Annotated in this window: 15 protein-coding genes; 10 read left to right on the top strand and 5 right to left on the bottom strand. The window is 69.9% G+C overall.

The window, feature by feature from the left end:
• Positions 1–7: 7 nt before the first annotated feature.
• From EV683_RS06600 to EV683_RS06565, 8 genes are all read left to right on the top strand, one after another.
• On the top strand, positions 8–967 hold the full coding sequence (locus EV683_RS06600; RefSeq protein WP_066611551.1) for a beta-ketoacyl-ACP synthase III: 960 nt from the start codon (positions 8–10) through the stop codon (positions 965–967).
• 82 nt (positions 968–1,049) lie between these two features.
• Positions 1,050–1,982 carry an ACP S-malonyltransferase gene (fabD, locus tag EV683_RS06595; protein WP_131862256.1) on the top strand — a complete coding sequence of 311 codons (933 nt, stop codon included), beginning with the start codon at positions 1,050–1,052 and terminating at the stop codon, positions 1,980–1,982.
• Between the two features lie 61 nt (positions 1,983–2,043).
• Positions 2,044–2,781, top strand: a complete 738-nt coding sequence (fabG, locus tag EV683_RS06590; protein WP_131862255.1) for a 3-oxoacyl-ACP reductase FabG — start codon at positions 2,044–2,046, stop codon at positions 2,779–2,781.
• Between the two features lie 145 nt (positions 2,782–2,926).
• The gene (gene acpP, locus EV683_RS06585; RefSeq protein WP_066611547.1) at positions 2,927–3,166 is read left to right on the top strand and encodes an acyl carrier protein; all 240 of its coding nucleotides are present in this window, start codon (positions 2,927–2,929) and stop codon (positions 3,164–3,166) included.
• Positions 3,167–3,340: 174 nt separating this feature from the next.
• Positions 3,341–4,585 carry a beta-ketoacyl-ACP synthase II gene (gene fabF / locus EV683_RS06580; RefSeq protein WP_066611546.1) on the top strand — a complete coding sequence of 415 codons (1,245 nt, stop codon included), beginning with the start codon at positions 3,341–3,343 and terminating at the stop codon, positions 4,583–4,585.
• A gap of 102 nt (positions 4,586–4,687) precedes the next feature.
• On the top strand, positions 4,688–5,980 hold the full coding sequence (locus tag EV683_RS06575; RefSeq protein WP_131862254.1) for an aminodeoxychorismate synthase component I: 1,293 nt from the start codon (positions 4,688–4,690) through the stop codon (positions 5,978–5,980).
• A gap of 49 nt (positions 5,981–6,029) precedes the next feature.
• Entirely contained in the window at positions 6,030–6,854 is an 825-nt protein-coding gene (gene pabC, locus EV683_RS06570; protein ID WP_131862253.1) for an aminodeoxychorismate lyase, read from the top strand.
• Positions 6,855–6,954: 100 nt separating this feature from the next.
• Entirely contained in the window at positions 6,955–8,124 is a 1,170-nt protein-coding gene (locus EV683_RS06565) for a dicarboxylate/amino acid:cation symporter (protein WP_066611542.1), read from the top strand.
• 66 nt (positions 8,125–8,190) lie between these two features.
• Here EV683_RS06565 and EV683_RS06560 read toward each other — a convergent pair whose 3' ends face one another.
• Both EV683_RS06560 and EV683_RS06555 read right to left on the bottom strand, forming a co-directional pair.
• Positions 8,191–9,501, bottom strand: coding sequence for a D-serine ammonia-lyase (locus EV683_RS06560; protein ID WP_131862252.1), 1,311 nt, complete (start codon positions 9,499–9,501; stop codon positions 8,191–8,193).
• Between the two features lie 20 nt (positions 9,502–9,521).
• Positions 9,522–9,824, bottom strand: a complete 303-nt coding sequence (locus EV683_RS06555) for a DUF4936 family protein (RefSeq protein WP_131862251.1) — start codon at positions 9,822–9,824, stop codon at positions 9,522–9,524.
• A gap of 126 nt (positions 9,825–9,950) precedes the next feature.
• Here EV683_RS06555 and EV683_RS06550 point away from each other — a divergent pair, with 126 nt between their 5' ends.
• The gene (locus EV683_RS06550) at positions 9,951–10,832 is read left to right on the top strand and encodes a prephenate dehydrogenase (RefSeq protein ID WP_066611539.1); all 882 of its coding nucleotides are present in this window, start codon (positions 9,951–9,953) and stop codon (positions 10,830–10,832) included.
• A 69-nt stretch (positions 10,833–10,901) separates the two neighbouring features.
• On the opposite strand, the gene EV683_RS06545 is transcribed toward EV683_RS06550, so the two are convergent.
• From EV683_RS06545 to aroA, 3 genes are all read right to left on the bottom strand, one after another.
• Positions 10,902–12,197, bottom strand: a complete 1,296-nt coding sequence (locus EV683_RS06545; protein ID WP_131862249.1) for an MFS transporter — start codon at positions 12,195–12,197, stop codon at positions 10,902–10,904.
• A 55-nt stretch (positions 12,198–12,252) separates the two neighbouring features.
• Entirely contained in the window at positions 12,253–12,684 is a 432-nt protein-coding gene (locus EV683_RS06540) for a nucleoside triphosphate pyrophosphohydrolase family protein (RefSeq protein WP_131862248.1), read from the bottom strand.
• Between the two features lie 128 nt (positions 12,685–12,812).
• The gene (aroA, locus tag EV683_RS06535) at positions 12,813–14,102 is read right to left on the bottom strand and encodes a 3-phosphoshikimate 1-carboxyvinyltransferase (protein WP_131862247.1); all 1,290 of its coding nucleotides are present in this window, start codon (positions 14,100–14,102) and stop codon (positions 12,813–12,815) included.
• 131 nt (positions 14,103–14,233) lie between these two features.
• On the opposite strand from aroA, the gene cmk reads away from it, so the two are divergent.
• Positions 14,234–14,902, top strand: a complete 669-nt coding sequence (cmk, locus tag EV683_RS06530; RefSeq protein ID WP_131862246.1) for a (d)CMP kinase — start codon at positions 14,234–14,236, stop codon at positions 14,900–14,902.
• Positions 14,903–14,947: the final 45 nt, after the last annotated feature.

The raw sequence follows: 14,947 nt of genomic DNA, 5'->3' as shown, positions 1-14,947 counted from the left end.
ACCCGCCATGACCTATTCCCGCATCCTGGGCACCGGCAGCTACCTGCCGGACCACATCCTGAGCAACGCGGCGCTGGCCGAGCGCGTCGACACCAGCGACGACTGGATCGTCAGCCGCACCGGCATCCGCGAACGCCGCGTCGCCGACGCCGCCGACAAGACCAGCGATCTCGCGGTGCGCGCCGCCGAGAAGGCGCTGGCGAACGCCGGCGTCGACAAGAGCGCGGTCGACATGATCATCGTCGCGACGACTACGCCGGACATGGTGTTCCCGAGCACCGCCTGCATCGTGCAGGACAAGCTCGGCATCCCCGGTTGCGCCGCCTTCGACGTGCAGGCGGTGTGCGCCGGCTTCGTCTACGCGCTGGCGACCGCCAACGGCCACATCCAGAGCGGCCTCGCCAAGACGGTGCTGGTGATCGGCGCCGAGACGCTGACCCGCCTCCTCGACTGGGAGGATCGCCGCACCTGCGTGCTGTTCGGCGACGGCGCCGGCGCCGTGGTGCTGGGCGCGTCCGACGAACCGGGCGTGCTGCGCGCCAAGCTGGCCGCCGACGGCCGCTACCAGCACATCCTGAACACGCCGGCGCAGATCGCCGACGGCAAGGTCGCCGGCACGCCGTTTCTGCACATGGACGGCCCGGCGGTGTTCAAGTTTGCCGTCAAGGCGCTGGCCGACATCGCCGAGAAAACGTTGGCCGAGGCCGGCGTCGACAAGAGCGAGCTCGACTGGCTGGTGCCGCACCAGGCCAACGTGCGCATCATCGAGTCGACCGCCAAGCACCTCGGCCTGCCGATGGAGCGCGTCGTCGTCACGCTGCCCGAGCAGGGCAACACCTCGGCGGCGTCGATCCCGCTGGCGCTCGACGCCGCGGTGCAGGACGGCCGCATCCAGCGCGGTCAGACCGTGCTGCTCGAGGGTATCGGCGGCGGCATGAGCTGGGGCGCGGTGCTGCTGCGCTTCTGAGTCCCCTTCTTTTCTACCGCGCGCGCCGCCTCCTGTGGGCGGCGCGCGCGCGCCAAACCGCCCCCGATCAAGGAGACGATTGATGGCTTTTGCTTTCCTCTTTCCCGGCCAGGGCTCGCAGGGCCTGAAGATGATGGACGGCTTCGCCGACCTGCCCGTCGTCAAGGCGACCTTCGACGAAGCGTCCGCCGCGCTCGGCGAAGACCTGTGGGCGATGCTGCAGGCCGAGACGGCCGACGCGATCAACGCCACCGTCAACACCCAGCCCTTGATGCTGGCCGCCGGCGTCGCGACTTACCGCGCCTGGCTCGAAACCGGTGGCGCGCTGCCTGCCGCCGTCGCCGGCCACAGCCTCGGCGAATACAGCGCGCTGGTCGCCGCCGGCAGCCTCGCCTTCGCCGACGCGGTCAAGCTCGTCCGCCTCAGGGCTGAGGCGATGCAGTCGGCGGTGCCGGCGGGGCAGGGCGCGATGGCCGCCATCCTCAACCTGTCCGACGACGACATCCGCGCCGCGTGCGCCGAAGCCGCGCAGGGCGAAGTGGTCGAGCCGGTCAACTTCAATTCGCCCGGCCAGGTGGTGATCGCCGGCGCCAAGGCCGCCGTCGAACGCGCGATGGAAATCTGCAAGGCGCGTGGCGCCAAGCGCGCGCTGCCGCTGCCGGTGTCGGTGCCGTCGCACTGCGCGCTGATGAAGCCGGCCGCCGACAAGCTGGCCGCCGCGCTCGAATCGATCGAGATCAAGGCGCCTGCCATGACCGTGCTGCACAACGCCGACGTCGAGGGCTACGCCGACCCGGCGCAGATCCGCGACGCGCTGGTGCGCCAGCTCTACAGCCCGGTGCGCTGGACCGAAACCATCCAGACCCTCGCGGCGGCCGGCATCGTGCAGATGGCCGAATGCGGCCCGGGCAAGGTGCTGGCCGGTCTGGCCAAGCGTATCGACGGCAACGTCAAGTGCGTCGCGTTGACCGACGCCGCCGCACTCGAAGCCGCCCGCGCCGAACTGACGGCCTGATCGAATCCCAGGGCTTGGCCGAGGCTCGGCCAACCTTCTAGAGCAAACGGAGAACAAGCGGATGAGTCTGCAAGGAAAAGTGGCGCTGGTGACCGGCGCCAGCCGCGGCATCGGCGCCGCTATCGCCGACGCCCTCGCGGCCGACGGTGCGGTCGTGATCGGCACCGCGACCAGCGAGGCCGGCGCGGCGGCGATCAACGAGCGTCTGGCCGCCCGTGGCGGCGCCGGCCGCGTGCTCGACGTCGGCCAGGGCGGCGCGATCGAGGCGCTGGTCGAGGCGATCGAGAAGGAATTCGGCGCCGTCGCCGTGCTCGTCAACAACGCCGGCATCACGCGCGACACGCTGTTGATGCGCATGAAGGACGAGGACTGGGACGCGATCATGGACACCAACCTGAAGTCGGTGTTCAAGGCGTCCAAGGCCGTGCTGCGCGGCATGATGAAGGCGCGTTCGGGTCGCATCATCAATATCGCGTCGGTGGTCGGCGTGTCCGGTAACCCGGGCCAGTGCAACTACGCCGCCGCCAAGGCCGCCATCATCGGCTTCTCGAAGTCGATGGCGCGCGAGGTCGGCAGCCGCGGCATCACCGTCAACTGCGTCGCGCCGGGCTTCATCGACACCGATATGACCCGTGCGCTGCCCGAGGCGCAGCGCGAGGCGCTGGTCGGCCAGATCGCGCTCGGTCGCCTCGGCGACGCCAAGGACATCGCCGACGCGGTGGCCTTCCTCGCCTCCGACCGCGCGGCCTACATCACCGGCCAGACGCTGCACGTCAACGGCGGGATGCTGATGCCGTAAGGCTTTCCCGGCCGCCCGCGGGCGGCCGGTTGTGGTGTTCTGATCTTCTGGTAAGACAATCCGACGTGGCCAAGTAGGCTATCCGGGATTTTTTTTGTAGAATGGCGGGGTTTGAAATCCCGACAGATAAGGTAAAGGGTTCCTCATGGAAAACATCGAAGCGCGTGTCAAGAAAATCGTTGCCGAGCAGCTGGGCGTGAACGAAGCCGAAGTGAAGAACGAATCGTCGTTCGTCGACGACCTCGGCGCAGACTCCCTTGACACCGTCGAGCTGGTGATGGCCCTCGAAGAAGAATTCGAGTGCGAGATCCCGGACGAAGAAGCCGAGAAGATCACCTCCGTTCAGCAGGCGATCGACTACGTCTCCGCCCACCTGAACAAGTAATTCCTCAGGTATCCCAGGGCCTCTGCCGCCGTGCTCGCGCACGGGCAGGGGTCTTTTTGCAATCGGGATTCGAAACGGCCGTTTGAACGCCGGCGCGTTTCGCCCGCTGTCACAGCCGGTGCATGATGGTGTGCCATACTGTGACCCCGCTTTACAGATCACGGAGAAATCGCTGTGTCCAAACGCAGAGTCGTAGTGACCGGTCTCGGTCATGTGTCCCCGGTGGGTAACGACGTCGCCACCGGCTGGGCCAATCTGCTGGCCGGCCAGAGCGGCATCGGCAAGATCACCCGTTTCGACGCGAGCGATCTGGCCTGCCAGATCGCCGGCGAAGTGAAAGACTTCGACATCGGTCAGTACATCTCGGCCAAGGATGCGCGCCGCATGGACGTGTTCATCCATTACGGCATCGCCGCCGCCTTGCAGGCGATCGGCGACGCCGGCCTCGACGACGTCGCGAACCTCGACAAGACCCGCGTCGGCGTCAACATCGGCTCCGGCATCGGCGGCCTGCCGCTGATCGAGGAAACCGACGGCGACCTGCGCGCCGGCGGCCCGCGCAAGATCGGTCCGTTCTTCATCCCCGGCTCGCTGATCAACCTGATCGCCGGCCACGTGTCCATCCTCAAGGGCTACCAGGGCCCGACCTACGGCATCGTGTCGGCCTGCACCACCGGCGCGCACAGCATCGGCGACGCGGCGCGCATCATCCAGTACGGCGACGCCGACGTGATGGTGGCCGGCGGCGCCGAGGGCGCGATCTCGCGCCTCGGCATCGGCGGCTTCGCCGCGATGAAGGCGCTGTCGACCCGCAACGACGACCCGGCTACCTCGTCCCGCCCGTGGGACACCGGCCGCGACGGCTTCGTGATGGGCGAGGGCGCCGGCGTGCTGGTGCTCGAGGAATACGAACACGCGGTCAAGCGCGGCGCGCGCATCTACGCCGAGCTGGCCGGTTTCGGCATGAGCTCCGACGCGCACCACATCACCGCGCCGAACGCCGAGGGCCCGGCCCGCGGCGTGGCCAACGCGCTCAGGGACGCCGGCGTCAACGCCGACGAGGTCGACTACGTCAACGCGCACGGCACCTCGACGCCGCTGGGCGACGCCAACGAAACCAACGCGCTGAAGATCGCCTTCGGCGACCACGCCAAGAAGCTGGTGGTCAATTCGACCAAGTCGATGACCGGCCACCTGTTGGGCGGCGCCGGCGGCGTCGAGGCGGTGTACTCGATCCTGGCGCTCTATAACCAGGTGTCGCCGCCGACCATCAACCTGTTCGAGCAGGACATCGCCGGCGGTTGCGACCTCGACTACGTCGCCAACACCGCGCGCGAGATGCCGATCCGCGTCGCCATCTCGAACTCGTTCGGTTTCGGCGGCACCAACGGCACGCTGGTGTTCAAGCAGGTCAAATAAGCGGCGCGCCCGCGCGAGGGTTCTCCCCCGGCCGGGCCCCCGCATTGACACCCCGAACCGCTGCGTTACACTCGCAGCGGTTTTTTCTTGCCCGAGCGCCCCATGCACAGCCACCGTCTCGACCACGCGCCCGACCTCGTCGCGCTCGCCGCGCACGACCCCGCGCGCTTCCCCTTCCTGCTGCAATCGTCCGGCGACAAGGGCTGGGACATGCTGCTCGCGCTGCCGAGCGAGATGCGCCGCTACGCGGGCGACGAGGGGAGCGCCTTCGTCGCCGACCTCGCCGCGATCGGGTGCGAGCCGGTCGACAACCCGCACCGCCTGCCGTTCACCGGCGGCTGGTTCGTGTTCGCCGGCTACGACCTGTTGTCGAGCTTTGAGCCCTCGGTGCCGGCCGCGCTGCCGGACGACTTTCCGCTCGCGGTGCTCGCGCGCGTGCCGGCCGGCGTGCTGGTGAACCGCGCGGATGGCGAAGCGTGGGCGGTCGCCGAGACCGCCGCGCAGCTGGCCGAACTGGCCGCGAGCTTGGCCGAGGCGCCGGCCTTCGCGGCGCGCCCGGTCGAACTCGTGGCGATCGGCGAGGACGAGCCGACCGCCTTCACCGACGCGGTAGTCAAGATCAAGCGCTACATCCGCGACGGCGACGTGTTCCAGGTCAACGTGTCGCGTGGCTGGGAGGCTACCTTGGCCGAGCAGGTCGCGGCGCCCGACCTCTACGCCGCGCTGCGCCGCGCCAACCCGGCGCCGTTCTCGGCGTTGGCGCACTTCGGCGACTGCCAGATCGTCTCCTCGTCGCCCGAGCGGCTGGTGCGCGTGATCGACGGCTGGGTCGACACCCGGCCGATCGCCGGCACCCACCCGCGCTCGACCGACCCGGTCGAGGACGCCGCGTTGAAGCAAAGGCTGATCGACAGCGCCAAGGAGCGCGCCGAGCACGTGATGCTGATCGACCTCGAGCGCAACGACCTCGGCCGCATCGCGGTGCCGGGCACGGTCGAGGTCAACGAGTTGATGGCGGTCGAGAGCTACGCCTTCGTCCACCACATCGAATCGAACGTGCGCGCGAGGTTGGCCGAGGGCGTGAGCGCCGCGCAGATCCTGCGCGCGCTGTTCCCCGGCGGCACCATCACCGGCTGCCCGAAGGTGCGCTGCATGCAGATCATCCGCGAGCTGGAGACCGCGCCGCGCCGCGCCTACACCGGCAGCCTCGGCTACATCAACCGCGACGGCACGATGGACCTCAACATCCTGATCCGCACCTTCATGCAGGAAGGCAACCGGCTGCGTTTTCGCGCCGGCGCCGGCATCGTCGCCGACTCCGACCCCGAGCGCGAGCTGATGGAAACGCGTCACAAGGCGCGCGGCCTGTTGCGCGCGCTCGGCGTTGCGCAATGAGCAAGCGCGCGGCTCGGCCAAGCTTCGCATTCACGCACGGGGCACGACGATGGCGATGCTGATCGACGGCCGCGCGGCCGACACCGTCCCGGCGCTCGATAGGGGGCTGGCCTACGGCGACGGCGTCTACCGGACGGTTGAATTGCTGAACGGCGCGCCGCGGCTGTGGCGCTGGCAGTGGGCGCGGCTGGTCGCCGACTGCGCGCAGCTCAAGCTGCCGTGCCCCGACGAGGCGCTCTTGTTGGCCGAGCTCGCCGAGGCGGCGGCGGGGCTGGCGCGCGCGGTCGGCAAGATCACGCTGACGCGCGGGCTCGGCCAACGCGGCTACGCGATGCCGGCGGACTGCGCGCCGACGCGCATCGTCGCCGCCAGCGCCTGGGCCGGCTACCCGGCCGAGCGCTATACGGCCGGCGTGACGGTGCGCCGCTGCGAACTCACGCTGTCGCGCCAGCCTGCCTTGGCCGGCGCCAAACACCTGAACCGGCTCGAGAACGTGCTGGCGCGTTCCGAATGGTCCGAACCGGGCGTGCACGAGGGCCTGCTGTTCGACGCGGACGGCACGGTGGTCGAGGCGACGATGAGCAATCTGTTCGCGCTCAAGGACGGCACGCTTTATACGCCCGCGCTCGATCGCGCCGGCGTCGCCGGCGCCTTGCGCGCCTGGCTGATCGACACCGCGCCGGCGCTGGACCTCGCCGTCGTCGAGACAAGGTTGGCCGAGGCCGACTTGCTGGGCGCCGACGCGCTGCTGCTGACCAATTCGCTGATCGGCGTCTGGCCGGTGGCCGCCTACCGCCACGCCGGCGGCGAGGCGCGCTGGCGCGACTTCGAACTCGCCGCGCGGCTGAACGCGCGGATCGCGGCAAGCGGCTGATTTTACGGATTTTCTCCGCGGCTTTCGCGGGTTTTCCCCCGCTTCGTCCCACGCGCCGCCGCTGCTAGACTCCGCCCTTTTATGACTCAGGAGAGACGGGATGAACCTCGTACTCAAACTGGTTGTCGGCATGGCCGCCGGGTTGATCCTCGGCCTGGTGCTGCCGCTGGGCGCCGTCGAGGCGCTGATGACCTTCAAGATGCTGGTGGGGCAGTTCATCAGCTTTCTGATTCCGCTGATCATCGTGTTCTACATCATGGACGGCATCGCCTCGCTCGACGGGGCTCCGGGCCGCCTGCTCGGCCTGACGGTCGCGCTCGCCTACGGCTCGACCGTGCTCGCCGGCTGCGTCGCCTTCGCGGCGGGCAGCGCGCTGCTGCCGCAACTGCTCGATACCGCCGTGCAGGCCGCGAGCAAGCCGGCCGAGGTCGCGCCCTTGTTCCAGCTCGCCGTCAAGCCGCCGCTGGAGGTGATGACGGCGCTGGTGCTGGCCTTCGTGTTCGGGACCGGGATCGCGGTGACCGGGGCTGCCGAATTGAAAAAGGTGGTCGGGCAGGGCAAGGACATCGTCGAGCGCGTGCTCGCGCGCGTGCTGATCCCGCTGTTGCCGGCCTATATCGCCTGCGTGTTCGCCGAGATGGCGTACGACGGCAGCGCCTTTGCCACGCTCAAAACCTTCGGCGTCGTGCTCTTGCTCGCGGTCTGCCTGCACTGGGCGTGGCTGGCCGCGCTCTACCTGTTCACCGGGCTGGCCACCGGCCGCAACCCGCTCGCGCTGATCCGCGCGATGCTGCCGGCCTACTTCACCGCGCTGGGCACGATGTCGTCGGCGGCGACCATCCCGGTCGCACTCCGAAGCGCGCGCGCGCTGAAGGTGTCCGGCCCGGTCGCCGATTTCGCGATGCCTTTGTGCGCGACCATCCACCTGTCCGGTTCGACGATCACGCTGGTCAGTTGCGCGACCGCGGTGATGCTGATGGACCCGACGCTGGCCGACCCGGACTGGGCGACCATGCTGCCCTTCGTGCTGATGCTCGGCGTCACCATGGTCGCCGCGCCCGGCGCGCCCGGCGGCGCGGTGATGTCGGCGCTCGGCATCCTGGCCAGCATGCTGCACTTCCCCGAGGCCAGCCTCGCGCTGATGATCGCGCTCTACCTCGCGCAGGACAGCTTCGGCACCGCGTGCAACGTCACCGGCGACGGCGTGATCGCGCTGTGGCTGGACAAGCTCGGCGGCCGCGTGCCGCAACTGGCCGCCGACAAGGCGTGAGCCGTCGGGATGACCGCAAAAAAACGGGAGGCGTCGCCTCCCGTTTTTTTGTCGCCCGGACCATGCTCAGCCGGCCAGCAGCGCCTCGCCGCGCGCCTGGAAGCGCGCGTGCTCGTCGGCCGGCACGAAGCTGCCGCCGGTGGTCCACAGGATATGCGTCGCCTGGTCGAGCTTGGCGTCGAGATGCCGCGCGGCCAGCCAGGCGCGGCCGGCGGCGGAGTCGAGCAGCCGGCGCGGGCCGGAAAAGCCGGCGGCGGCAGACGGTTCGATGTCGAGCTTTTCCATTTTGTGCAGTCGGTACACGTCGCGGAACAGCTCCTCGTCGGGCACGGTGAACACGCCGGCCAATAGCGGCGCCATCAGCTCGGCGGCGAGCAGCGACGCCGCGCCGACCGCGAGGCCGTCGGCCTCGGTGACGTTGTCGAGCCCGATGTCGTAGACGCTGACCGGCTCGAGCCCGCCGCTGGCCAACTGCACCAGCATGCACGGCGAAGCGGTCGGCTCGGCGAAGAACACGTTGACCGCGTCGCCGAAGGCTTGCTTCAGGCCGAGCGCGATGCCGGCCGGCGCGCCGCCGACGCCGCACGGCAGGTAGACGAACAGCGGGTGCTCGGCGTCGACGGCGATATTCGCGTCGCGCAGCTGCGCGGCGAGCCGGCCGGCGGCGACCGCGTAGCCGGTCAGGAGCGGCAGCGAGTGCTCGTCGTCGACGAAGTAGGCGTAAGGGTCGGCGTCGGCCGCGGCGCGGCCGGCGGCGACCGCCTCGCCGTACTGGCCTTTGTGCTCGACCACGGTCACGCCGCGGCGTCTCAGTCTGTCCTTCTTCCACTGCTTGGCGTCGGCCGACATGTGCACCACCGCCTTGAAGCCGAGCGCGGCGGCCATGATGCCGATCGACAAGCCGAGGTTGCCGGTCGAGCCGACCGCGACGGTGTAGCGCGCGAAGCGTTCGCGCACGGCGGGCTCGGCCAACCTCGTCCTGTCGTCGTCCGGCGCGATCCAGCCCTGTTCGAGCGCCAGCGTCTCGGCGAATTCGAGCACCTCGTGGATGCCGCCGCGCGCCTTGATCGAGCCGGCGACCGGCAGCGCGTGGTCGGCCTTGATCAGCAGGTGACCTTGCGGGCACAGCGCCTCGGCCAAGGCGGACACCGGCAGCAGCGGCGACTCGATCAGGCCGGCGCTGGCGGCAAGTTCCGGAAACAGCCGCGCCAAGAGCGGCGCGCAACGTTCGAGGCGCTCGCGCGCGGCGGCGACGTCGGCCTCGCCGACCGGCAGCGCGGCGAGCGCGGCGGCGGCGGGTTCGAGGCGCGGGTTGAGCCACAGCGTCGGCGTCCTGGCGGCGAGCGTGGCGGCGAGGTCTTCGGGCAGGTACGGCATGGGGTGTCTCCGTTGCAGGGTCAGCGCCGGTCCGGCGCTCGTGGCGCGGCCAGCGGGGCGAACCATTCGAGGTGGGGGGCCAGCGCGAAGCCGTCGAGGTCGGCGTCGCGCCACAGCGCGTCGCGGTGCGCCGCAAAGCCGTCGGGGTCGGCGACGCCCTCGTAGACCTCCATCCAGGTGCTCTCGTCGTCGCGGCGGCGGCAGAGGCGCCCGGCGACGCCGGTCTCGGCGGCGAGGCGCCGTTGCAGCGCGAAAAGGCGGCGCGCGACCTCGTCGGCGACGCCGGCGGGCACCTTGAAGTAGACGTAGAGGCTGGCGGTCATCGTTTTCCTCCTGGCGGGCGGCACCGCTTGGCTTCGTCGGCGGCGGCGCGATGGCTTATCATGTGCACTTTGCTTGCTCCGACCCTGGACGACAAGAGACAGGGCAGAAAAGAAAGAAGGGATACAGTGTCGCACCCCCCATCCACCCTCGCCGTGGTCGGCGTCGGCCTGATCGGCGGCTCCTTCGCGCTGGCAGCGCGCGAGGCCGGCCTCGTCGACCGCGTGATCGGCATCGGCCGCTCGAAGGCCAACCTCGACGCCGCGCTCGAACTGGGCGTGATCGACGCGTCCAGCCACGACATCGCGGCGGTCGCCGACGCCGACATCGTGCTGGTCGCCACGCCGGTCGGCCAGATGGCGCGGCTGTTCGACGCGATGGCGCCGTACCTGAAACCGGGTACCGTCGTCACCGACGCCGGCAGCACCAAGAGCGACGTCACCGCGCTGTTCCGTGCCCACCTGCCGGGCCATCTCGAATGGTGCGTGCCGGCGCACCCGATCGCCGGTTCCGACCAGTCGGGCGCGACGGCGGCGCGCGCCGGGCTTTACCGCAACCGCAAGGTGGTGCTCGCGCCCTTGCCCGAGACGCGGCCCGAGGTGCTCGAACGCGTCGACGCGCTGTGGCGCGCCTGCGGCGCGCGCGTCGAGACGATGAGCGCCGAGGAGCACGACGCGGTGTTCGCCGCTGTCAGCCACCTGCCGCATTTGCTCGCCTTCGCCTACGTCGACATGGTGTCGGGCAAGGCCCACGCGCAGCGCTACTTCGACTTCGCCGCCACCGGTTTTCGCGACTTCACCCGCATCGCCGGCAGCCACCCGGAAATGTGGCGCGACATCGCGCTCGCCAACCGCGCCGCGCTGCTCGACGAGTTGGCGAGCTACCAGGCGTCGCTGGCGCGCTTGACCGCGCTGGTCGAGAGCGCCGACGCGGCGGCGATGGAGCGGCTGTTCGAGGAGGCGCGCGAGGCGCGCGTCAAGTGGCACGAGCGCTTCGAGGCGAGCCGCTGAGCTCGGCCAACCCCGCCCCGCCATGCCAAAAGCCCCGCCGCTGCGGGGCTTTGTCGTGCCGGGGCGGTCTCAGGCTGCCTTGAGCCAGCCGCGTCGCTCGCTGCGCCACAGGTAGACGCCGAGCGCGACGCCGAGCGCGCACAGCGCGAGCACGTAGTGCGCCGGCGCCAGCGGGTCGGACTTCAGCATCAGCGTGACCACCATCGGCGTCAGCCCGCCGAACAGCGCGTAGGCGAGGTTGTACGAGAACGACAGCCCCGAGAAGCGCACCGCGGCCGGGAAGGCGCGCACCATCACCCACGGCACCGCGCCGACGATGCCGACCGCGAAGCCGGCCAGCGCGTAGAGCGGGAACAGCTGCGCCGGCGCGACGCCGAGCGAGGCGTAGAACGCGTAGCTCGACGCCGCCAGCAGCAGGCTGCCGAACACGAAGGTGCGACCGGCGCCGAGGCGGTCGATCGCGAGGCCGGCGACCACGCAGCCGACGGTCAGGCAGACGATGGCGATGCTGTTGGCCTTGAGCGACAGCGCCGGCGCGATCGCGAACTGCTTTTGCAGATAGGTCGGCGTCATCAGGATCACGACGACGATGCCGGCCGACAAGAGCCAGGTCAGCGCCATCGACACGACGACCGCGCGCCGGTGCTCGCGCACCACGGTCTTGAGCGGCAGCTCGGCCGCGAGCGCCTTCTTCGCCTGCATCTCGGCGAACACCGGCGTCTCGTGCAGCCAGCGGCGCAAATACATCGCGATCAGGCCGAAGGCGCCGCCGAGGATGAAGGGCAGCCGCCACGCGCCGTCGCGGATCTCGGCCGGCGTCCACGCGGTGTTGATCCAGGTCGCGACCAGCGAGCCGAGCAGGATGCCGGCGGTCAGCCCCGAGGTCAGCGTGCCGCAGGCGTAACCGGTGTGGCGCGCCGGCACATGCTCGGCGACGAACACCCAGGCGCCCGGCACCTCGCCGCCGATCGCCGCGCCCTGCAGGATGCGCAGCGCCAGCAGCAACAGCGGTGCGGCGACGCCGATCGCGGCGTAGGTCGGCAAGAGACCCATCGCCAGCGTCGGCAGCGCCATCAGCACGATGCTCAGCGTGAACATCTTCTTGCGGCCCAACAGGTCGCCGAAGTGCGCCATCACGATGCCGCCCAGAGGCCGTGCCAGGTAGCCGGCGGCGAAGATGCCGAAGGTCTGGAACTGGCGCAGCCAGTCGGGCATGTCGGGCGGGAAGAACAGCTCGCCGATCACCGCGGCGAAGAAGACGAAGATGATGAAGTCGTAGAACTCGAGCGCGCCGCCGAGCGCGGCGAGCGACAGCGTCTGGTAGTCCCGGCGGTTGAGCGGCCGGGACGGGGCGGGGGCGGTCATGACGGTCTCTGGTGGTTTTTTGAACCCGACAGCCTAGCCAATCGGCCGCGCCGCTTCAACGTCGGTCGCCGGCTTCGGCCGCGGCGATCACGCCTTCCTTGTCGGCCGCCTGCCAGCCGGCCGGTTTCAGGATCTTGCCGTCGGCGCGCCGCAGCACGCGGCCGTCGACGCACTTGGCGAGATTGGCGGCGTGGATCGCATCGAACATCGCCGCGACGGGCAGGCCCTGCGACAGCAGCAGCCCGATGACCACGTTGATCAGGTCGACGCCCTCGGCGGCCAGCTCGGCGCGCCGCCGGCGCGCGTCGTCCCCGCCGGCTTCGGCCAACCTTGCGTAGTCGGCGAGCGCCTGCCGGAATTCGTCCCATTCCTCGGTCAGCATCGTCGACCACAGCGCCAGCGCGGCCGGCTCGAAGCGGGGCGAGGCCGGCGCGGGCAGATCGAAACGGCGCATGAAGTCGCGGCGCGCGGCGACGAAATCGCTCATGGGGTGCTCCTTGTTCAAACAGATATTTTGCGTTTTCTTCAGTAAAAAACACAATATGTTGTGCTTTTTCTGACGGAGCACAAAAAAACGGCCCCGGGGCGGGGCCGTTTGGTCGACGTTGGCCGAGCTTAGCGCGCCAGCGTCGCGAACACGTCGAAGTAGTCGGGGAAGGTCTTGGCGACGCACTTGGGGTCGTTGATGGTGACCGGCACGCCGCCGAGCGCGACCAGCGAGAAGCACATCGCCATGCGGTGGTCGTCGTAGGTGTCGATCGCCGCGCCGCCGGTCAGCCGCTCGGGCGGGGTGACGGTCAGGTAGTCCTGGCCTTCCTCGACCGTCGCGCCGACCTTCCTGAGCTCGATCGCCATCGCGGCGAGGCGGTCGGTCTCCTTGACGCGCCAGCTCTCGATGTTGCGCAGCGTGCACGGGCCGTCGGCGAACAGCGCGGCGACAGCCAGCGTCATCGCCGCGTCCGGGATGTGGTTGAGGTCGAGGTCGAAGGCCTTCAGCTTTTCGGCGTCGCCGCGCGACACCTCGATCCAGTTGTCGCCGTAGCCGACGCGCGCGCCGATCGCCGCCAGCGCCTCGGCGAAGCGCACGTCGCCCTGGATGCTGGCGGCGCCGACGCCCTCGACGCGCACCGGCCCGCCGGCGATCGCGCCGGCGGCGAGGAAGTAGGACGCCGAGCTGGCGTCGCCCTCGACGATGATCTCGCCCGGCGACACGTAGGCCTGGCCGCCGGCGACGTGGAAGCGCTGCCAGCCCTCGCGCTCGACCTTGACGCCGAAGCGCGCCATCAGGTTCAGCGTGATCTCGATGTAGGGCTTGGAGATCAGCTCGCCGACCACCTCGATAGTGACCGCCTCGCCGGTCAAGGGCAGCGCCATCAGGAGCGCGGTGAGGAACTGGCTCGACACGTTGCCCTTGACCGGGATGGTCTTGCCGGCGCGCACCTCGGCCGGCGCGATCGCCAGCGGCGGGTAGCCTTCGTTGCCCAGATAGGCGATGTCGGCGCCGGCCTCGCGCAGCGCGTCGACCAGGTCGCCGATCGGGCGCTCGTGCATGCGCGGCACGCCCGACAGCCGGTACTGGCCGTGCATCAGCGCCAGCGCGGCGGTCAGCGGCCGGAACGCGGTGCCGGCGTTGCCGAGAAACAGGTCGGCGTTCTTGACCGGGAAGGCGCCGCCGGCGCCGTGGACCAGGAAGTCGCGCCCGCCCAGGGACTCGATCTTCACGCCGAGGAGGCCTAGCGCCGACAGCATGTGGCTCACGTCGTCCGAATCGAGAAGGTCGCGCACCCGGGTCGTGCCGCCGGCCAGCGCGGCCAGCAGCAGGGTGCGGTTGGAGATGCTCTTCGAGCCGGGCAGCTTCACGCTGCCGGCGACGCGGGCGATGGGGGAGAGGTCCAGGGTTTCCATGTCTTGGTTGGGGCTCGGGATTGTCGTGTTCTGTGGATGGGCGATCAGCGGTCAATCATATCGCCAACCTCCCCCCGTGCCCAAGCGGTTACAATCCGGGGTTTGCATTCGTCCTCATGGAGACGCCAGTCATGACCATCCCCGTCATCGCCATCGACGGCCCGTCGGCCTCGGGCAAGGGCACCGTCGCCGCGCGCGTCGCCGCCGCGCTCGGTTTCCACTACCTCGACTCGGGCGCGCTGTACCGGCTGACCGCGCTGGCGGCGCTCGAGGAGGAAATTTCCTGGGACGACGAGGCGGAGTTGGCCGGGCTGGCCGCCGAACTGCCGGCGCGTTTCGACGGCGACCGCGTGTTCCTGTTCGGCGAGGACGTCGGCGACGAGATCCGTTCCGAGGCGATCGGCATGGGCGCGTCGAAGATCGCCGCCTACCCGGCGGTGCGCGCCGCGCTGCTGGCGCGCCAGCGCGCCTTTCGCGAAGCGCCCGGCCTCGTCACCGACGGGCGCGACATGGGCTCGGTGGTGTTTCCCGACGCTACGCTGAAAATTTTCCTGACCGCGAGCGCCGGCGAAAGGGCGCAAAGACGCTATAAGCAGTTGATCGACAAGGGGGAATCTGCTAACCTCCAGCAGATTCTGGAGGACATCGAGGCCCGCGACGCGCGCGACGCGGCGCGGACGGTGGCCCCCCTCAGGCAGGAGCCGGATGCCCAGCGGCTGGACACCACGGCCCTTTCCATCGAGCAAGCGGTGGAAACGGTCCTGACGTGGTACCAGTCGCTTTCTCGTTCGCCCTGCTGAACGCCATGCCATCCGCCGCCCCGCCAAGGAGGGGCGGCCGTACTC

Source organism: Crenobacter luteus (assembly GCF_004345725.1).
GTDB classification, from domain to species: Bacteria; Pseudomonadota; Gammaproteobacteria; order Burkholderiales; family Chromobacteriaceae; genus Crenobacter; species Crenobacter luteus.
Note: the sequence above shows the minus strand (reverse complement) of the source record. Positions and strands in the feature narration are given on the sequence as shown.

Excerpts from the sequence above, each read along its gene's own strand:
- EV683_RS06600 (WP_066611551.1), top strand. The coding sequence starts at position 8 with ATGACCTATTCCCGCATCCTGGGCACCGGCAGCTACCTGCCGGACCAC.
- fabD (WP_131862256.1), top strand. The coding sequence starts at position 1,050 with ATGGCTTTTGCTTTCCTCTTTCCCGGCCAGGGCTCGCAGGGCCTGAAG.
- fabG (WP_131862255.1), top strand. The coding sequence starts at position 2,044 with ATGAGTCTGCAAGGAAAAGTGGCGCTGGTGACCGGCGCCAGCCGCGGC.
- acpP (WP_066611547.1), top strand. The coding sequence starts at position 2,927 with ATGGAAAACATCGAAGCGCGTGTCAAGAAAATCGTTGCCGAGCAGCTG.
- EV683_RS06575 (WP_131862254.1), top strand. The coding sequence starts at position 4,688 with ATGCACAGCCACCGTCTCGACCACGCGCCCGACCTCGTCGCGCTCGCC.
- pabC (WP_131862253.1), top strand. The coding sequence starts at position 6,030 with ATGGCGATGCTGATCGACGGCCGCGCGGCCGACACCGTCCCGGCGCTC.
- EV683_RS06565 (WP_066611542.1), top strand. The coding sequence starts at position 6,955 with ATGAACCTCGTACTCAAACTGGTTGTCGGCATGGCCGCCGGGTTGATC.
- EV683_RS06560 (WP_131862252.1), bottom strand. The coding sequence starts at position 9,501 with ATGCCGTACCTGCCCGAAGACCTCGCCGCCACGCTCGCCGCCAGGACG.
- EV683_RS06555 (WP_131862251.1), bottom strand. The coding sequence starts at position 9,824 with ATGACCGCCAGCCTCTACGTCTACTTCAAGGTGCCCGCCGGCGTCGCC.
- EV683_RS06545 (WP_131862249.1), bottom strand. The coding sequence starts at position 12,197 with ATGACCGCCCCCGCCCCGTCCCGGCCGCTCAACCGCCGGGACTACCAG.
- EV683_RS06540 (WP_131862248.1), bottom strand. The coding sequence starts at position 12,684 with ATGAGCGATTTCGTCGCCGCGCGCCGCGACTTCATGCGCCGTTTCGAT.
- aroA (WP_131862247.1), bottom strand. The coding sequence starts at position 14,102 with ATGGAAACCCTGGACCTCTCCCCCATCGCCCGCGTCGCCGGCAGCGTG.
- cmk (WP_131862246.1), top strand. The coding sequence starts at position 14,234 with ATGACCATCCCCGTCATCGCCATCGACGGCCCGTCGGCCTCGGGCAAG.